This window comes from Microbacterium imperiale, from assembly GCF_017876655.1.
Classification (GTDB): Bacteria; Actinomycetota; Actinomycetes; order Actinomycetales; family Microbacteriaceae; genus Microbacterium; species Microbacterium imperiale.
Window position 1 is genome coordinate 3,058,054 of sequence record NZ_JAGIOK010000001.1, and the last position, 17,151, is coordinate 3,075,204.

The window sequence follows — 17,151 nt, forward strand, 5'->3', positions numbered from 1 at the left end:
TGGGAACCACTCCACTACGCACGACAAGGGCTGTGATGACCGATCTCATCGACACGACAGAGATGTATCTGCGCACCATCCTCGAACTCGAGGAAGAAGCGATCGTTCCGCTTCGCGCTCGCATCTCGGAGCGTCTCGGGCACTCCGGCCCGACGGTCTCGCAGACGGTCGGACGCATGGAGCGCGACGGCCTCGTCGTCGTCTCGGAGGACCGCTCGCTCGAACTCACCGACAGCGGCCGGCAGAAGGCCGTCGACGTCATGCGCAAGCACCGCCTCGCCGAGCGCCTGCTCAGCGACGTCATCGGCCTCGACTGGGCCTACGTCCACGAAGAGGCGTGCCGCTGGGAGCACGTGATGAGCGAGCTCGTCGAGCGCCGCCTCATCGAGCTGCTGGGCCACCCGACCGAGTCGCCCTACGGCAACCCGATCCCCGGGCTCGACCAGCTCGGCGATGTGCCGGCCCGAACCTTCGATGAGGGCGTCGTCGGCCTCGTGCGTCTGCTCAACGAGAGCGGTGGCCCGGTGCAGGGCACCGTGCGTCGCCTCGCCGAGCCCGCGCAGGTCGATCCCGAGCTGCTGCAGCAGCTGCGTGCCGCCGGCGTGATGCCGGGGCGCGACGGCACGTTCCAGTTCTCCGAGGGGTACGTCCTCGTGCAGATGGCCGGCACCGACGAAGGTCTCGAGCTTCCGATCGAGGTCGCCTCGCACATCTTCCTCACGCGACGCGACTGACGCCGTCGCCGGCCGAATCTGAGTGTCGGGTGGGCATGGCGACCAGAGCGTGACTTATTCGTTACCTTCGGGTAGCCTCGAGAAGTCTTTAGGCGAGAAGCCCGCCCGAGACCGCTGCGTGGATTGCCTCTTCGGCTCGTCGTCCACACGGTGACACCCGAACGTCGCGTGAATCATCGCGCAGTATCGACGAGCCAGCGCGTCAGCGCGGAGGCGCCGGAGGACTGATTTGGCTGAACACAACGATTCGTCCGTGGACGTACCCGAGGTCGACGCGACGAATCCCGACCACACCGGTCGCGCGCTCAACGCCCGGCGGCGGTTCCCGATGGCGAAGAAGCAGAGCCGAGAGCTCGCTACCGCTGACAACCGCGCCACACGTCGTCGCCGCGGCACCGTGCACCCCGTCCGCAGCACGTTCACCGTTGCGGCCGTGGTCGGTCTCGTGGCGACCGTCGCGATCCCGGCATTCGCCGCTGTGCGCAGCACGTCGGCCGAAGCGATGACGCTGCAGCAGGTGGCCGCCGACAACGCGCAGTCGCTCGTGGTCGGATCCGAGTCGACGCCCGCCGCGCTCGACCGCAGCGGCTTCACGGCGACCACGCCGGAGGAGATCCAGAAGAAGAAGGACGAGGAGGCCGCCGCCAAGGCTGCCGCCGAAGCCCTCGCGAACCGCATCTCCGCGAGCAGCTCGACCGCATCCTCGTCCACCGTGAACAACTCCATCCCGCTCGTCGCGCCCGGCTCGGGCCTCGTGCGTCGTCCGCTGATGTCGTTCAACAACTTCGGCACCCCGTACGCCGGTCACCGCGGCACCGACTACATGGCCGACCGCGGCACGCCGATCTACTCGGTCGCCGACGGCACCGTCGTGGCATCGAGCGAGAGCGGTCCCGGCTGGGGCGTCTACGTCAAGGTCGCGCACAACATCAACGGCACGAACGTGACGAGCCTGTACGCCCACATGGACTGGGGCACGCGCGCCGTCCAGGTCGGCGACACGGTCTCGGCCGGTCAGCTGCTGGGCCAAGTCGGCGACACGGGGCGCGCGTTCGGAACGCACCTGCACCTCGAGATCGTCATCGACGGCACGTACGTCAACGCCGAGTCCTGGCTCGTCGCGAACGCCGGCTGACGACACGCGTCATCCGTTCACCTTCCGTCGACCTTCATGGCGCGGGGGTGGGTTACCCTGATCCCGACGCTCGCGCACGCCGAGGGGGAGCCATGGGACAACTGCCACGCATTCGAACCGTGAATGCGATCGGTCGCTACGTCCTGCGGCATCACGTGCACCACTGCGGCCTCGGCCGTGAATCAAGGCGCTGTCTTCATGACGGCGCCTTTTTTCGTGTCCGGACCCGTTCCGCCCGCTCGGTGCGCGCGGCGTCGATGATCGAACATCCGCTGAAGCCGTCAGGGCAGTTCGTGAGGACAGGTAATGCGCACTCTGGTACTGAACGCCGGGTATGAGCCACTCGCCGTGGTGTCGTTCCGCCGGGCACTCCTGCTCGTGTTGAACGACAAGGCGACGATCGTCGAGCACGTCGTGCACGATCCCGTCGTGGGGATCGACGGGATCTACGAACGCCCGGCGGTGATCGTGCTGACCCGGTACGTGCGCATCCCCAGCGCACGGCGGGTGCCCGTGACGCGGCGCGGAGTGCTGCGCCGCGACGGTCACCGCTGCGCGTATTGCGGGAAGGCGGCGGCGACCATCGACCACGTCCTGCCGCGTTCGCGCGGAGGCAGCAACTCGTGGGAGAACCTCGTCGCGTGCTGCTTGCGGTGCAACAACCACAAGAGCGACCACACCCCGCAGGAGATGGGGTGGGAGCTGCGGTGGGCGCCGAAGCCGCCGCGCGGCCCGCAGTGGACGGTGCGCGGCACCGAGCGCACCGATCCGACGTGGGAGCCCTACCTGGGCCTTGCCGCCTGAGCGCGCTGACGTCGCGGCAGCACGTATACGCCGCGTCCGACCGTGTCCACCCCCTGAGGTGACGCTCACGCGCCTGCTTATCGTGCGCGCGACGACGAGCGCCGCCCGTCGGTCACCGACGGGGGAGGATGACGATGACGATGAGATCGGTCGCCGATCAGAGCGTGCGCGAGCTCGGGGGACGCATGAGCGTTCTCGTCCGGCAGCGCGATGATCACGTCGAGTTGGACTCGCTGCTCGATCGCCTCGCGTTGTCATCGCATGAGGAGCAGCTGCCCGTCCTCCTCGATCTCTACCGGCTGGTCTTCCCGCATGCGTTCGCCGAAGAGTCCGTGCTGTGGCCCCTCATGCGGCGTGTGCTGCCCGATGGCGAGCAGCTCACGCTGCAAGTCGAGCAGGAGCATCAAGAGGTCAACGAGCTCGTCACCCGTCTCGAGCATCTGGAGCGGGGAACGCCCGAGCGCGAGGCGGCGCTCGGGCGTCTCGCGGAGGTGTTGCGCGAGGACGTCCGCGATGAGGAGGACGAGCTCTTCCCCCGCCTGCAGGAACGCGTGTCGGCGCGACAGCTGCGGATGCTCGGCCTGGCGTGGGAGATCGTGCGTCGGGTGGCCCCGACGAGAGCGCACCCGATCGTCGCCCGGCGGCCGCCGGGGAATGTGCTCGCGGCGCTTCCGCTGTCGGTTCTCGACCGGTCACGCGATCGCCTCGACGCTGCCCGGTTCGCCCGAGGTGCCACCGATGGATCTCTCCATGCGCTCAGCGAAGGACTGTCGCGTGTCTCGCACGCCGTCGAGCGCCTGCCGATCATGCGGCGGGGCGAAGACCCGTCCACCAGCCGCGGAGCCGGCGGGAGGTCCGCGCCGGTCGTCGTCGTGATCTTCGCGCTCGGCGCGGTCGGCGCGGTCGTCGCGGCTGGGCTGGCGCGGCGGCGTCTCTGACAGCTGACGCGCCCGGCCGCGCGGATGTCGGAAGTCGGTCGTATCTTCGATCTCGACGTTGATGGACTAGAACGTATGTTCTACCCTTGATGAGTGAGGTCGATCATGCGCAACCCTGCTGCCGCCGAGGACGTGCAGCGACTGCGCGCGCAGATGGAACGGATGCAGGGGCGCCGCCTCGACGCTCCCGTGCTGCCGACCCATCCGGCTCTGGCGAATCTGCTCCCGGGGCGGGGGCTGCGTCCGGGGACGGCCTATTCTCTCGGCTCGTCCTCCTCGCTGCTGTTCGCGCTGCTGGCTCAGCCGTCGCAGACCGGGTCGTGGTGCGGGGTCGTCGGCATGCCCGGGTTCGGCGCCGAGGCCGCCGAGCGGGCGGGCGTCGACCTGTCGCGGGTCGTGCTGATCCCCGACCCCGGGCCGCGGTGGCTCGCGGTGACGGCGACGATCGCCGATGTCCTCCCGGTGATCGCGGTGCGGCCGCCCGAACGGGCGAAGGACTCCGACATCGCCAAGCTCGCCGCCCGCCTCCGCGACCGCGGTGCGGTGCTGCTCGTGCAGGGGCCGTGGCCGCAGACCGAGGCGATGCTCGATGTGACCGACCCGCGCTGGTCGGGCCTGGGCGACGGTGACGGCTACCTCAGCGACCGGGAACTGACCGTCACCGTGTCGAGCCGGCGCTTCCCCGTGCCCCGATCGGCGCGGATGCTGCTGCCGGCACCCGACGGTGCCCTCTCGGCCGCTCCGCAGCACCAGCACGGCGGACGCATGGCTCCGGTGCCGTTCGAGGAGCAGCCGCTGGTCGAGCCGATCCCGATGCGGCGGGCGGTCTGACGTGGCCGAATCGACATCGCGCGCGCCCGTCCGCAGCCTCGTGGTGTGGGTGCCCGACTGGCCGGTCGTGGCGCTCGTCCGTGAGAGCGGCGGGAACCCGGGCGAGCCGATCGCCGTGTTCGACAAGGGGGTGGTCGTGGCCTGCTCGCCCGCGGCCCGCGCCGACGGAGTCGCCCGGGGGCAGCGTCGGCGCGATGCCCAGGCGCGGTGCCCGGCGCTGCGTGTGGCCGATGCCGACGCCGCCCGTGACCACCGGCAGTTCTCGCCGATCGTGGCGCGTCTGGAAGAGATGGCACCGGGCGTGCAGGTCCTCGAAGCGGGGCTGTGCGCGCTGCGGGTTCGGGGGCCGGCCCGCTTCTACGGTGGCGAGACCGAGGCCGCCGGCGCTCTGCTCGCCGCCGTCACCGAGGGCGACCTCGATGCCCGGGTCGGTGTCGCCGACGGTCCGTTCACCGCGCAGCAGGCGGCGCGCATGAGCACCCGGGCCGACCGGCCCATCCGGGTGGTCGACGCGGGCCGCTCGGCCGAGTTCCTCGCGCCGCTGACGATCGCCGTGCTCGAGGACGAGACGGTCGACCTCTTCGCGCGGCTCGGCGTTCAGACGCTCGGAGACCTGGCCGCGATCGAGCCCGAACGGCTGGTCGAGCGCTTCGGCACCCGCGGCGCCCGGTTGCACGCCCTCGCCGCCGGCGCCGACTCCCGCCCCGTCACCCCGCGGACGCCGCCGCCCGAGCTGCACCGCGAGGTGGCCTTCGAGCCGCCCCTCGAGCTCGCCGACCAGGTTGCGTTCGGCATGCGGGTCGCGGCCGAGGAGTTCATCGCCGGCCTCGGCGCCGTCGACCTGGTGTGCACCGAGCTGCGCGTCATCCTCACCGGCGACCGCGGTGAGACGAGCAACCGGGTGTGGCTGCATCCGGGCACCTTCGACGCCGCCGCCGTGGTCGACCGGGTGCGGTGGCAGCTCGCTGAGAGCGGCAAGCTCACCAGCGGTGTCGCGCGGGTGAAGATCGAGCCCGAAGCGGTGGATGCGGCATCCCATCATGCGGTCTCGCTCTTCGGGTCGGGTCCCGAGCAGCGGGTGCACCACGCTCTGTCGCGCGTGCAGGCGATGCTCGGGCATCGCGGCGTCGTCACGCCTGTCGTGGGCGGTGGGCGCTGGCTCACCGAGCGGCAGGTGCTCGTTCCCTGGGGTGATCGCCCCGTCACGAGCGACCGGGGCCGGCCGTGGCCGGGAAGTCTGCCCGATCCACTGCCGTCGACGGTGTTCGAGCGGGCGCTGCCCCTCGCGGTGATCGACCGTGAGGGCGACATGGTGGCCGTCGACGGTCGAGGCGAGCTGACCGCGACCCCCACGGCGCTCGTGTCGGCGAACGGCTCGCGGGGTATCCGGTCGTGGGCCGGTCCCTGGCCGGTGATCGAGCGCGAGTGGGATGCCACGCGCGCGCGGCGCGCCTACCGCTTCCAGATGGTCGATGCCACGCAGACGGCCTGGCTGCTCGTGTGCGACGGCGGCGAATGGCTGGCCGAGGGGCGGTACGACTGATGGGGTTCAACAACCCGTCCGTGTCGTGGTCCGAGATGGAGCGGCTGCTCAGCGGCAACCGCGCTCCGAGCGCGCCACCGGGAGCCGACGGCGGCGACAGCCCCGCCTGGTCGCGCAAGCGCGGGAAGTACTCGGCACCCCGGATCGAGCGGCCCGACAACGCCGTCCCGTACGCCGAGCTTCACGCCCACACGTCGTACTCGTTCCTCGACGGCGCCTCATCTCCCGAAGAGCTCGCCGAAGAGGCCGAGCGGCTCGGGTTGCACGCTCTCGCGGTCACCGATCACGACGGGTTCTACGGCATCGTGCGCTTCGCCGAGGCGGCCGAGCAGCTCGCCGTGAAGACCGTGTTCGGGGCCGAGCTCTCGCTCGACCTGCCGCAGCGGGTCGGAGCGTCGCGCAACGAGGCCGACCCTCCCGGCGAGCACCTGCTCGTGCTCGCCCGCGGCGAAGAGGGCTACCACCGGCTCGCCGGCGCGCTGACGCAGGCGCAGCTCGCCGGGGCCGAGAAGGGCAAGCCGCGATACCGGCTCGACGACCTGGCCGACGCGGCCGATGGGCACTGGAGCATCCTGACCGGTTGCCGCAAGGGCTCGGTGCGGCGGGCGCTCCTCGAGCGCGGAGCGGATGCCGCGGCGGCCGAGCTCGACGCGCTGGTGGCACGCTTCGGTCGCGACGCGATCGAGGTCGAGCTGATCGACCACGGCGAGCCGCTGGACTCGCGGCACAACGACATCCTCGCGGGCCTCGCCCGTGAGCGCGGGCTGCCGGTGCTCGCGACGAACAACGTGCACTACGCCGTTCCCGAGCGGGCGCACCTGGCCGCGGCGATCGCCGCCGTCCGGGCGAACCGGGGGCTCGACGAGCTCGACGGATGGCTGCCCGCGCACGCGGGCGCCCACCTGCGATCGGGAGCCGAGATGACGCGACGGTTCCGCCGCTATCCCGGCGCCGTCGCCCGCACCGTCACCGTCGCCGACGAGCTGGCGTTCCCGCTGCGTCGGGCCAAGCCCGCGCTGCCGAAGCTGCCTGTGCCCGAGGGGCACACCCCGATGTCATGGTTGCGGCACCTCGTGTGGGAGGCCGTTCCGCGCAAGTACCCGGGCCTGCCGCCGAAAGACCGCGACCGCATCGAACGCGAGCTGGCGGTGATCGAGCAGAAGGACTTCCCGGGCTACTTCCTCATCGTGCACGGCATCGTGCAAGAGGCGCGGCGGCGCGGCATCCTGTGTCAGGGACGGGGATCGGCCGCCAACAGCGCCGTCTGCTACCTGCTCGACATCACCGCGATCGACTCGATCTACTACCAGCTGCCGTTCGAGCGCTTCCTCTCCGCACTGCGCGAGGAAGAGCCCGACATCGACGTCGATTTCGACTCCGACCGGCGCGAAGAGATCATCCAGTGGGTGTACCAGACGTACGGACGCGAGCGCGCGGCGCAGGTGGCGAACGTCATCCAGTACCGGCCGAAGAACGCCGTGCGCGACATGGCGAAAGCGCTCGGGCATTCGCCGGGTCAGCAGGACGCCTGGTCGAAGCAGGTCGAGCGCTGGGGAGCGACCCTCGACACCGGCCCCGACCACGACATCCCCGAACGCGTGCTGATGTACGCCGCCGAGCTGCTGAAGGCGCCGCGGCACCTCGGCATCCACTCCGGCGGCATGGTGCTGACCGATCGTCCCGTCGGCGAGGTCGTGCCGATCGAGCACGCGCGCATGGAGAACCGCACCGTCATCCAGTGGGACAAGGACGATGCCGCCTGGATGGGGCTGGTGAAGTTCGACCTGCTCGGACTCGGCATGCTCGCCGCCCTGCAGTACTGCTTCGACCTCATCGAGGGTGCGACGGGGGAGCGGTTCGAGCTGTCGACGCTGCCGAAGGAAGAGGCGGCGGTCTACGACATGCTGTGCCGGGCGGATTCGATCGGGGTGTTCCAGGTCGAGTCGCGTGCGCAGATGGGGCTGCTGCCGCGCCTGCAGCCGCGCCGGTTCTACGACCTCGTGATCGAGATCGCGCTGATCCGGCCGGGACCCATTCAGGGCGGCGCCGTGCACCCGTACGTCCGGCGCAAGCTCGGCCACGAGAAGACCACCTATCCGCACGAGAAGCTCAAGCCCGTGCTCGAGCGCACGCTCGGGGTGCCCGTGTTCCAGGAGCAGCTCATGCAGATGGGCATGGTGATCGGTGGGCTCTCCGGTGAGGACGCCGACCTGCTGCGCCGCGCGATGGGGTCCAAGCGCGGCGTGGAGCGCATCGACTCGCTCAAGCAGAAGCTCTACGACGGCATGGCCGAGAACGGCCTGGTGGGGGATGCCGCCGACGACATCTACGCGAAGATCCAGGCGTTCGCGAACTTCGGCTTCGCCGAGAGCCATTCGCTGTCGTTCGGGCTGCTCGTGTATGCCAGCTCGTGGATCAAGCTCCACTACCCGGCGGCGTTCCTGGCGGGGCTCCTCCGCGCGCAGCCGATGGGCTTCTACTCACCGGCGACGCTGTCGGCCGATGCCCGGCGCCACGGGGTCGAGGTGCGCCGCCCCGATCTGCAGCTCTCGGACGCGGAGGCGCTGCTCGAACCCGTGTCGGGAGGCGAGGGGCGTACGGCGCCGACGGGGCGCGACAGCTGCCTCGGCGAGCAGCCTCCGGTGCCGGTCTTCGACATCAACGCCCCCGACGAGTCGGCGGAGCATCGACGCGACGGCGCCTTCGCGGTCCGGCTGGGCCTGGCGGCCGTCACGGGCATCGGCAAGAAGTTCGCCGAACGCATCGTCGCCGAGCGCAAGGCATCCGGTCCGTACCGCGACATGCGCGACCTCGTGCGCCGCACCGGCGCCGACACCACCCAGCTCGAAGCCCTCGCGACCGCTGGCGCGCTCGAGTGCTTCGGCCATACCCGGCGAGAGGCGATCTGGCTGGCGGGCTCGGCCGCGCAGGACCGCATCGAGTACCTGCCCGATTCGCTCATCGCCGTGCAGCCGCCGCTGTTCACCGACCAGTCGAGCTACGACGTGCTGGCCTCCGACCTGTGGGCGACGGGGATCTCGCCCGACGATCATCCGATGACGCACTACCGCTCGCAGCTGGATGCGCGCGGCGTGCTCACGGCCAACGATCTGCGTCAGCACGAGTCGGGGCGCCGCGTCGAGATCGCCGGACTCGTCACGCACCGGCAGCGCCCCGCGACGGCGTCGGGCATCACGTTCCTGAACCTCGAGGACGAGCACGGGCTCATGAACGTGATCTGCTCGACCGGCATGTGGCACCGCTACCGGCGCGTCGTGCGCGACAGTCCGGCGCTCATCGTGCGCGGCATCCTCGAGCGTTCGAACGAGGGTGTGGTCAACATCCTCGCCGACGCCTTCGAAGACCTGCGGGTGGCGGGGATGCGGCACCAGTCCCGAGACTTCCGGTGACCGTGCCGCCCGGACCAGCCACCGCCCAAGTCGCCGCTCGCTAGGAGGAGAAGACCGCGAAGCCGCCGGCCGGGATCTCGGCCTCGGCGCTCAAGAGCCGGGCGGTACCGGCGAGCACGCGACGGGCGTCGGCCACCGGCACCGTCACGGGACCGTCGCCGAGGTTCAGTGCCGTGATGATGGCCTCCGTCCCCGTGGCGGTGCGCAGCACCATCGACGTGTTCTCGAGGTGAACGGCATCCGTGTGGGCGCGGTGCAGCCACGGATGCTGCCGGCGCAGCGCGATCAGCTGCTGGTGGGTCCGCAGGATGCGCTCGGCGCTCGCCGACAGCGCTTCCGGCGACGGCGGCGCGTCGGGGAACTCCGGGCGGACGGCGTCGTCGCCACCGAGACGCTCCTCCTTGACCGCTTCGTAGCCGAACTCGTCGCCGGCGTAGACCGAGGGCACGCCGGCGACCGTGAACAGCACCGCGAGGGCATGCGGCACGCGGTCGACCCCGATGGCCGAAGCGATGCGGGTGACGTCGTGGTTTCCGACGAACGTCTGCGGCGCATAGACGGCGAGCAGCTCGTTGTTCCGCTCGATCGCGTGCGCGAGCTCGAACAGGTTGCCGTCGCTGATCGCGTGCCAGATGCCCTGCCACAGCTCGTACTGCGTCAGCGAGTCCATCGTCGACTCCCGCACGATGCTCGCGGCGTCGCCGTGGATGACCTCGCCCACGAACCAGGCGTCGGGGTGCGCGGAACGCACCCGGGGGAGCACCCGCGCCCAGAACTGCGGGGGCACCGCGTACGCGGCATCCAGACGCCATCCGTCGATGCCCCGGTTCAACCAGTGCGTCATGACGTCGACGACGAAGTCCTCCACCGCGGGGGACGCGTGGTTGAGCGCGACGAGCGCGTCGTGGCCCTCGAAGACGTCGGCGTCGACACGGTCCCCGGGCGACCAGCCGTCCCACCGCACGCGGAACAGGTCGGCCGTGTCGGCCTCGGGCCCGTGGGTCTCGAGGGCGCGGAAGGCGGGGTGCTCGCGTCCGACGTGGTTGAAGACGCCGTCGAGCAGAATCCGGATGCCGCGGTCGCGGGCCGCCGCGATGAGCCGGTCGACGTCACCGTCGTCACCGAGCCGCGGGTCGATGCGGAAGTGGTCGGTGGTGTCGTATCCGTGCGTCGTCGACGCGAACACGGGCCCGAGCAGCAGACCGTTCAGCCCGAGGTCGACGAGATGGTCCAGCCAGCCCTCGATCCGTGGCAGTCGGTGCACGACGCCGCCGTCACGCTCCTCGTCAGTGGGGCGGATCGGCGCGCCGGTGAACCCCAGCGGGTACACGTGCCACCACATGACGGTCTCGGTCCAGCTGCTCATCCCAGCAGTCAACACGACCCGGGCGGTGTGGGGGAGCGGCGTGCGGACCGGCCCGTTCGGGCCTAGGGTGTCGGCCCGCGGCCCCTAGAGTGGTCCGGCACCCTCGGAGATCCTCTTGTCGACCCCACCCCCGTCTTATCGCGCCGTTCTGCGCACGCCCGGCGTGCGTCCGGCGTTCCTTCCGAGCATCATCGGGCGGCTCTCGCTGGCGACGTCCGGCCTCGCGCTCGTGCTGATGCTCGAACAGTCGACGGGATCGTTCGCGATCGCAGGCGCCATCACGGCCGCCCTCGGCATCGCCAACGTCATTGCGACGCCCGTGCGCGCGCGCCTGATCGACCGTCGCGGACAGCTGGCGGTCATGACGGCGCTGGGCGCCCTGCACGCCCTCTCGCTCATCGCGTTCGCTGTCTTCCCCGCGGCGCCGCTGCCGGTGCTGCTCGTCCTGAGCGTCGTCGCGGGGGTGTCGTCGCCGCCGTTCGGCGCGACGATGCGCGTGGTCTGGTCGCATGCCCTGCCCGCCGGCGCGCTGCGCACCCGCGGGTTCAGCCTCGACGCGGTCGCCGAGGAGGTGACGTTCGCGGTCGGGCCTCTCGTCGCGGCGGCGCTCGTCGCGCTGTCGGGGCCGGTGGCCGCGCTCGTGCTGTCGGCCGGCTGCGTCGCCGTAGGGACGGGGCTGTTCGTGGCGAGCGGGCTGTCGCGTCAGCAGCGCGGGTCGCATCGGATCACCGCGGACGCACCTGCGTTCCCGAGCGCGCGGACGCCGCTGCGCAGCCGCGGGTTCCTCCCCGTCGTGCTGGCCATGACCGCGCCGGGGCTCATCCTGGGGGCGGTCGAGCTCGCCGCCCCGGCGCTCGCCGTCGAAGCGGATGCGCCGTTCATGGCCGGCATCCTGCTCGCGCTGTTCGCGTCGGCGAGCGCGATCGGCGGGCTGCTCTTCGGGCGGCTGCGGCTTCCCGGATCGCACGCCGCGCAACTGCTCGCGATGCTGGGTGTGCTGGTCCTGTGCACGGGTGTCGCGGGCACCGTCGGCGGTCTCGTCGCGGGAGCCGTCGGGCTCGTGCTCGGCGGGCTGTGCCTGGCGCCGCTGCTCATCGTCGGCTACCTCTCGGCCGACGAGCTGACCGACCCGCGCGTCCGCACCGAGGCCAGCAGCTGGATCAACACCGCGGTGAACCTCGGCGCCGCGGTGGGAGCGCTCGTCTTCGGCGCGATCACGGATGCCGCCACCCCGGGCTGGGCGCTCGCGGCCACGGCTCTCGTCGCGGCCGGCATCGGTGTCGCCGTCGGTCCGGTTCTCGTGCGACACGCCGCCCCGCCGGACGCGGCTCCGGACGGCGCCGCCGAGGCGACCGGCTGACTCAGCGCTCGACGCTGACCACGCCGAGTTCGTAGGCGCGGATGACCGCTTGTACGCGGTTCGCGAGGTCGAGCTTCACGAGAATCCGGCCAAAGTGCGCCTTCACCGTCGATTCGCTCAGGTGCAGGGCCTCGGCAATCTCCGCGTTCGTCAGGCCCTGTCCGACGCAACGGAACACGTCGCGCTCGCGCGGCGAGAGCGCGTCGAGGGCACTGTCGGATGCCGGTGCGTCCGGCCGCGCGAGGTGGGGCATCGCGATGTCGATGAGTTTCGCCGTGATCCGTGGTGACACCACGGCGTCGCCCGTCGTGACGGCCCGCACCGCGGCGACGAGCTCGTCGGGCCGCGTGTTCTTGAGCAGGAAGCCCGCGGCTCCCGCACGTAGCGCACCGAAGGCGAACTCGTCGAGGTCGTACGTCGTCAGCACGAGGATGCGGGTGTCGGGCAGCGCGGCGGTGAGCTGCCGCGTCGCCTCGATGCCGTCGACCCCCGGCATCCGCACATCCATCAGGACGACGTCGGGTCGCAGGCGCTGCGCGGCCCGGACGGCCTCCGCTCCGTCGGACGCCTCGCCGACCACGACGATGTCGGGCTGCGCCTCGAGCACGAGACGGAGCCCGTACCGGATCAGCTCCTGGTCGTCGACGAGCAGCACCGCGATGCGGTCCTCGTGCGTGCCGGGCTGGCTCATCGGTCCTCCGTCGAGAGGCGCACGAACACCCGCCAGCCGCCTCCGGCGACCGGCCCCGCCTCCACCGACCCATCGTAGAAGGCGGCCCGTTCGCGGATACCGACCAGCCCGCGGCCCGCGCCCGCGGCTGCGGTGGCGGGCGCCGACACGTCCTTGACCAGGATCGTCACCTCGGAGCGGTCGAACACCAGCTGCACGACCACGTCGCGCACGTCGCGGCCGTGACGCAGCACGTTGGTCAGCGCCTCTTGCACGATGCGGTAGATCGTCAGGCTCACCGCGGCGCCCTCGGGCAGCGTCCCGGTCTGCTCCAGGCGCACCGGGATGCCGGCGCCCCGGAACTCCTCGACGAGCGCGGGGATCCGCTCCACCCGCGGCGCTTCGGCCGGCGGTGCGGCATCCCGCTCGTCGCGGACGGCGGTGAGCAGCCGGCGCACCTCGCCGAGCGTTCGGCGGCCCGTTTCGCTGACACGGCCGATCGCGCGGTGCGCCTCGTCGGGACGGGTGTCGACCGACGCCTGTGCGCCGTCGGCGAGCGCGACCATCACCGCGAGGCTGTGGGCGATGACGTCGTGCATCTCGCGTGCGATGCGCTCCCGTTCGGCCGCGGCGGCGATGCTCGCCTCCTGGTCGCGCTCGCGCCGCAGATGCTCGGCCCGCTCGGCGAGCGCCGCGGCCTGGCGGCGGCCGTGACCGGCGTTGATGCCGAGCAGCGTGGCGATCAGGGCCGCTGCGAGCACGACCACGGTGATGCTGAGCCAGTCGATGGGCCAGGCTGCGGCATCCGCGCGCGGGGCCAGCCCGAGCAGCGGCGGTCCGGAGCGAACCCGCAGCGCGAGCACGAGCGCCGCGACCGTTCCGCCGACAGCAGCCCACCCGAACGCGATCCACGCGCCGCGGCTGTCGCGCACCCCCGCCCGGTACAGCGCGACGATCACGAGAGCCGCCTCCGCGCCCGAGCCCGCGGCGAACGACGCCAGCATCAGGATGACGGCCGCCCCGAACCCGGCGGTGGGATGCTGACGCCAGGTGAGGACGACGGCCGTCCCGGCGATGGCGAGCAGCACCAGCGGCCACGGGGGAGTGGCGATGGTGGACTCGACCGACAGGTATGCCAGGATCGCCGCGATGGCCAGGTAGCAGGCCAGGAGGACGGCGTCGGCGGCATCCGGTCGTCGCCGGGACGGCGCCATCATGCGTCTTTCGTCCGCAGCGCGATGGCGCCGATCACGAGGGCGCCCGCGGCCCAGATCGCCGCGATCATCCAGCCGGCGCCGACGCTGATGTGTCCGCTCCACAGGTCGATGAACGGGCCGCCCTCGATGCCGACCCGGCCCATCGCATCGCCCGCGTTGCCGAGCAGCGCCAGGCGCAGGACGCGCGAGAGCAGACCGAACGGCAGCAGCGAGCTGAGCACCGGCAGCAGCAGGGTCGCCGCGAAGACGATGATCGATCCCGCCGTCGTCGAGCGCACCAGCGTCGTCACACCGAGCCCGAACACGGCGCAGAGTCCCAGGTAGACAGCCGAGCCGACGAGGGCGAGCATCACGCCGGCAGCGGTCAGCGGGGCGTCGAGGCCGAAGCTCGCGTAAATGGGGTTCGTGAGGGCCCAGGCGGCGAACACCGTGACGAGCGCCACGACGGTCACGGCAGTGAAAGCGACGAAGGCTTTCGCGGCGAGCACGCGCATCCGGTGCGGGACGGCGGTGAGCGTCGTCTGCATGGCGCCGGAGGAGTACTCGGCGCCGATCAACATAACGCCGAAGATACCGGCGATGATCTGCCCGAGCACGACCGTCGGCACCGTGACGTCGGCGAGGGTCCGCTCGATCGAGGGAACCGAGGGCACCCCCGACGACTCGAGCGTCACCCCCAGGAACAGACTGCCACCCGCCCCGATGGCGAGGATGCCGGCGAGCGCGAGAACGGATGCCGGCAGGCTCAGGGCCTTGATCCACTCCGAATGCACGACGGCCGCGAACGGCGGGCGCTGTGTGCGGGCGTCGGCGCGGTGCGGTTTGGTGGTGAGGGCCATCACTGGTTCTCCTTCGTGCTGGTCGGTGCGGAGCGGTACTCGGTGGCTTGCGCGGTGAGGGCCAGGTAGGCGTCTTCGAGCGAGCCGGCGACCGAGGTCACCTCGTAGAGCACGACCCCCGCGGCTCCCGCGATACCGGCGACCTCTTCGGCCGAGAGGTCGGTGATGTCGAGCGCTCCGTCGGCGCGGGTGACCACCGTCACGCCGGGGCGGGCGATCGCGGCGCGCAGGCGGTCGGGGTCGTGCGTACGCACCCGCACCACCGGCTGCGTCACACCGGCGATGACCTCCTGCAGCGGGCCGTCGGCGAGGATCGCACCGCGCCCGATCACGATGAGCTGCTCGGCGGTCTGCGCCATCTCGCTCATCACGTGCGACGACAGCAGCACCGTCCGGCCCGCCGCGGCAAGGTCGCGCAGCAGACCGCGGATCCACAGGATGCCGTCGGGGTCGAGCCCGTTGATTGGCTCGTCGAGGATGATCGTCTGCGGGTCACCCAGCAGCGCCGCCGCGATGCCGAGCCGCTGGCCCATGCCGAGAGAGAACCCGCCCACGCGCTTGTTCGCGACCGCGGCGATGCCCGTGCGTTCCATGACCTCGTGCACCCGCCGGGCACGGATGCGGTGCGTCGCGGCGATCGCGAGCAGGTGCTTGTAGGCGGTGCGTCGCTTGTGCGCGGCGCGGGCGTCGAGCAGCACGCCCACCTCACGAAGAGGTGCCGGCAGGTCGCGGTAGGCGCGGCCGTTGACCTCGGCGGTGCCGGATGTCGGCCGGTCGAGCCCGACGATCATGCGCATGGTCGTCGACTTGCCGGCGCCGTTCGGACCGAGAAACCCGGTCACCTTGCCCGGCTCGACGGTGAAGTCGAGGCCGTCGACGGCCACCTTGTCGCCGTACCGTTTCGACAGCGATTGAACACGGATCATGTGTCACCCTTTCGTCGTCGTCGACGCTACGAAGGGGCGCGGGATGCCACATCGGCCCCGGGTCCGGATCTGCTGGCGCGACCAGTACCTGGGTCTATACCGCCTCCGCGCGCTTCGGTGTCACCGCTTGCCTGATCATCGGCGGCCCGTGAAGATCGACGCATGTCCGACTCCGCGCTGCGCCCGCTCCGCTCGCTCGTCGCGATGCTGCGTAACCCTCAGTTGCGCGCCGCGTTCGCCCAGGTCGTCGGCTCGTCGCCGTCCGACTCCGACGACGCTCGGCTCGACGCCTTCGTCCGCAGCGGCATCGCGGAACGCGCGGAGGGACGGATGCTGCTGAGCGCGACTTTCCTCGACGCATCGCTCGCCGCGCTGGACGCGCAGCTCGGCCCGCTCGCCGTCCTGCAGGGGCAGCGCATCTCCATCGGCGACCTCGCGTCGGACGAGCTCGACGCGACGGTAGCCGCGGTGGCGCGTCGGGTCGTCAGTGCGGGGGAGCGGGTCAGCGAGACTGCGCTCAACGAGCGCCTGAGCATGTTCGTCTCGGATGTCGCGTTCTTCCGCCGTCACGCCGTCGATAACGGGGTGCTCGAGCGGACCGCCGACGGAGCGCTGTACTGGCTCACCGGACACGCGGTGTGAGCCGACCGATCCCTCCACGCACGCGAATCGCCTCTGACCTCGTCACCTCTTCGGAAGAAGGAACCTATGCCCACCAGAACGGCCGCCCGTGCGGCATCCCTCATCGGTGGACTCGCGCTCGCCGCGGCGCTCGCCGGGTGCTCCGTCACCGCGAGTGCGAACCTCACCGTGCCGGCGTCGCAGGTCGCCGACGTCGCGGCCTCGGCTTTGGAAGACGAGGTGGGAATCCGTCCGGAGATGGACTGCGGCGACGAGGCGGTCGACCTCGTCGACGGTGAGGTCGTCGAGTGCGTGCTGACCGACCCGACGACGGGCAGCGAGTTCGATGCGCCCGTCACGATCGAGGACGTCGACGGCTCCGACTACCGCGTCGACGTCGAGGTCGCTGACACACCGCGCGGCTGAGTCTGGTCAGGGTCGGGGGCGATCCGTCAGTTCGTGAGGGCCGGTGCGCTCACTTGTCGAAGCGGGCGCCCGCCGGGTTGCTCGGAAGCACGCAGAGGACCAGGACGACGACGCCGCCGATCGGGAACACGAGGCCGAGGAGCCAGAACAGGCCGGAGAGGATGGCATCGTGCAGCCGGCGCCATGACAGCGCGATCATCGGGATGGGCGTTGTGCGAATCACGCCGTGCGGTGTGTGTGGCGGGCACGGCTCGCGTAACGCGTCGCACGGGGGTGAGGCGTCGAGCGGGCTTTACACGGTCTTCCGAACAGACGAGACCTAATGACTGGG

At 71.2% G+C, this 17,151-nt stretch carries 16 protein-coding genes; 10 read left to right on the forward strand and 6 right to left on the reverse strand.

Translation table 11 applies throughout. The features are described 5' to 3' along the window. Nucleotides 1-35: 35 nt before the first annotated feature. The 7 genes from JOF37_RS14805 (at nucleotide 36) to JOF37_RS14835 (ending at nucleotide 9,395) form a co-directional block, all read left to right on the forward strand. Nucleotides 36-734 (forward strand): iron-dependent transcriptional repressor DtxR, encoded by a 699-nt coding sequence (locus JOF37_RS14805; protein WP_210007523.1) that lies wholly within the window; start codon nucleotides 36-38, stop codon nucleotides 732-734. A gap of 253 nt (nucleotides 735-987) precedes the next feature. Beyond that, nucleotides 988-1,869 carry a M23 family metallopeptidase gene (locus JOF37_RS14810; RefSeq protein WP_271174947.1) on the forward strand — a complete coding sequence of 294 codons (882 nt, stop codon included), beginning with the start codon at nucleotides 988-990 and terminating at the stop codon, nucleotides 1,867-1,869. A gap of 306 nt (nucleotides 1,870-2,175) precedes the next feature. Further along, nucleotides 2,176-2,673, forward strand: a complete 498-nt coding sequence (locus JOF37_RS14815) for an HNH endonuclease (protein WP_210007525.1) — start codon at nucleotides 2,176-2,178, stop codon at nucleotides 2,671-2,673. Nucleotides 2,674-2,807: 134 nt separating this feature from the next. Further along, nucleotides 2,808-3,611, forward strand: coding sequence for a hemerythrin domain-containing protein (locus JOF37_RS14820; RefSeq protein WP_210007526.1), 804 nt, complete (start codon nucleotides 2,808-2,810; stop codon nucleotides 3,609-3,611). Nucleotides 3,612-3,716: 105 nt separating this feature from the next. Then, nucleotides 3,717-4,442: a DnaE2-dependent mutagenesis accessory factor ImuA' gene (imuA', locus tag JOF37_RS14825; RefSeq protein WP_245338824.1), complete on the forward strand. Its 726-nt coding sequence runs from the start codon at nucleotides 3,717-3,719 to the stop codon at nucleotides 4,440-4,442. A gap of 1 nt (nucleotide 4,443) precedes the next feature. Next, nucleotides 4,444-5,985 carry a DNA polymerase Y family protein gene (locus JOF37_RS14830; RefSeq protein ID WP_210007527.1) on the forward strand — a complete coding sequence of 514 codons (1,542 nt, stop codon included), beginning with the start codon at nucleotides 4,444-4,446 and terminating at the stop codon, nucleotides 5,983-5,985. After that, nucleotides 5,985-9,395 (forward strand): error-prone DNA polymerase, encoded by a 3,411-nt coding sequence (locus JOF37_RS14835; protein ID WP_210007528.1) that lies wholly within the window; start codon nucleotides 5,985-5,987, stop codon nucleotides 9,393-9,395. Before JOF37_RS14830 ends, JOF37_RS14835 begins: the two co-directional genes overlap by 1 nt. 40 nt (nucleotides 9,396-9,435) lie before the next feature. Here JOF37_RS14835 and JOF37_RS14840 read toward each other — a convergent pair whose 3' ends face one another. Further along, a complete protein-coding gene (locus tag JOF37_RS14840) occupies nucleotides 9,436-10,761 on the reverse strand; it encodes an alpha-amylase family glycosyl hydrolase (protein ID WP_210007529.1) in 1,326 nt (441 codons plus the stop codon). A gap of 115 nt (nucleotides 10,762-10,876) precedes the next feature. On the opposite strand from JOF37_RS14840, the gene JOF37_RS14845 reads away from it, so the two are divergent. Continuing rightward, entirely contained in the window at nucleotides 10,877-12,121 is a 1,245-nt protein-coding gene (locus JOF37_RS14845) for an MFS transporter (RefSeq protein ID WP_210007530.1), read from the forward strand. Between the two features lies 1 nt (nucleotide 12,122). Here the strand turns inward: JOF37_RS14845 and JOF37_RS14850 are convergent, their stop codons facing one another. Genes JOF37_RS14850 through JOF37_RS14865 form a run of 4 tightly spaced genes read right to left on the reverse strand, consistent with a single transcriptional unit; the run spans nucleotide 12,123 to nucleotide 15,773 of the window. Beyond that, a complete protein-coding gene (locus JOF37_RS14850; RefSeq protein ID WP_210007531.1) occupies nucleotides 12,123-12,812 on the reverse strand; it encodes a response regulator in 690 nt (229 codons plus the stop codon). After that, nucleotides 12,809-14,008, reverse strand: a complete 1,200-nt coding sequence (locus tag JOF37_RS14855; RefSeq protein WP_210007532.1) for a sensor histidine kinase — start codon at nucleotides 14,006-14,008, stop codon at nucleotides 12,809-12,811. The genes JOF37_RS14850 and JOF37_RS14855 overlap by 4 nt, the downstream gene beginning before the upstream one ends. Beyond that, the gene (locus JOF37_RS14860) at nucleotides 14,005-14,847 is read right to left on the reverse strand and encodes a hypothetical protein (protein WP_210007533.1); all 843 of its coding nucleotides are present in this window, start codon (nucleotides 14,845-14,847) and stop codon (nucleotides 14,005-14,007) included. The genes JOF37_RS14855 and JOF37_RS14860 overlap by 4 nt, the downstream gene beginning before the upstream one ends. Further along, the gene (locus JOF37_RS14865; RefSeq protein ID WP_210007534.1) at nucleotides 14,847-15,773 is read right to left on the reverse strand and encodes an ABC transporter ATP-binding protein; all 927 of its coding nucleotides are present in this window, start codon (nucleotides 15,771-15,773) and stop codon (nucleotides 14,847-14,849) included. The genes JOF37_RS14860 and JOF37_RS14865 overlap by 1 nt, the downstream gene beginning before the upstream one ends. A gap of 162 nt (nucleotides 15,774-15,935) precedes the next feature. Between JOF37_RS14865 and JOF37_RS14870 the strand changes: the two genes are divergently transcribed. Both JOF37_RS14870 and JOF37_RS14875 read left to right on the forward strand, forming a co-directional pair. Continuing rightward, the gene (locus JOF37_RS14870; protein ID WP_210007535.1) at nucleotides 15,936-16,415 is read left to right on the forward strand and encodes a DUF2087 domain-containing protein; all 480 of its coding nucleotides are present in this window, start codon (nucleotides 15,936-15,938) and stop codon (nucleotides 16,413-16,415) included. 66 nt (nucleotides 16,416-16,481) lie between these two features. Continuing rightward, entirely contained in the window at nucleotides 16,482-16,820 is a 339-nt protein-coding gene (locus JOF37_RS14875) for a DUF4333 domain-containing protein (RefSeq protein ID WP_210007536.1), read from the forward strand. Nucleotides 16,821-16,869: 49 nt separating this feature from the next. On the opposite strand, the gene JOF37_RS14880 is transcribed toward JOF37_RS14875, so the two are convergent. Continuing rightward, nucleotides 16,870-17,043, reverse strand: a complete 174-nt coding sequence (locus JOF37_RS14880) for a DUF805 domain-containing protein (RefSeq protein WP_271174946.1) — start codon at nucleotides 17,041-17,043, stop codon at nucleotides 16,870-16,872. Nucleotides 17,044-17,151: the final 108 nt, after the last annotated feature.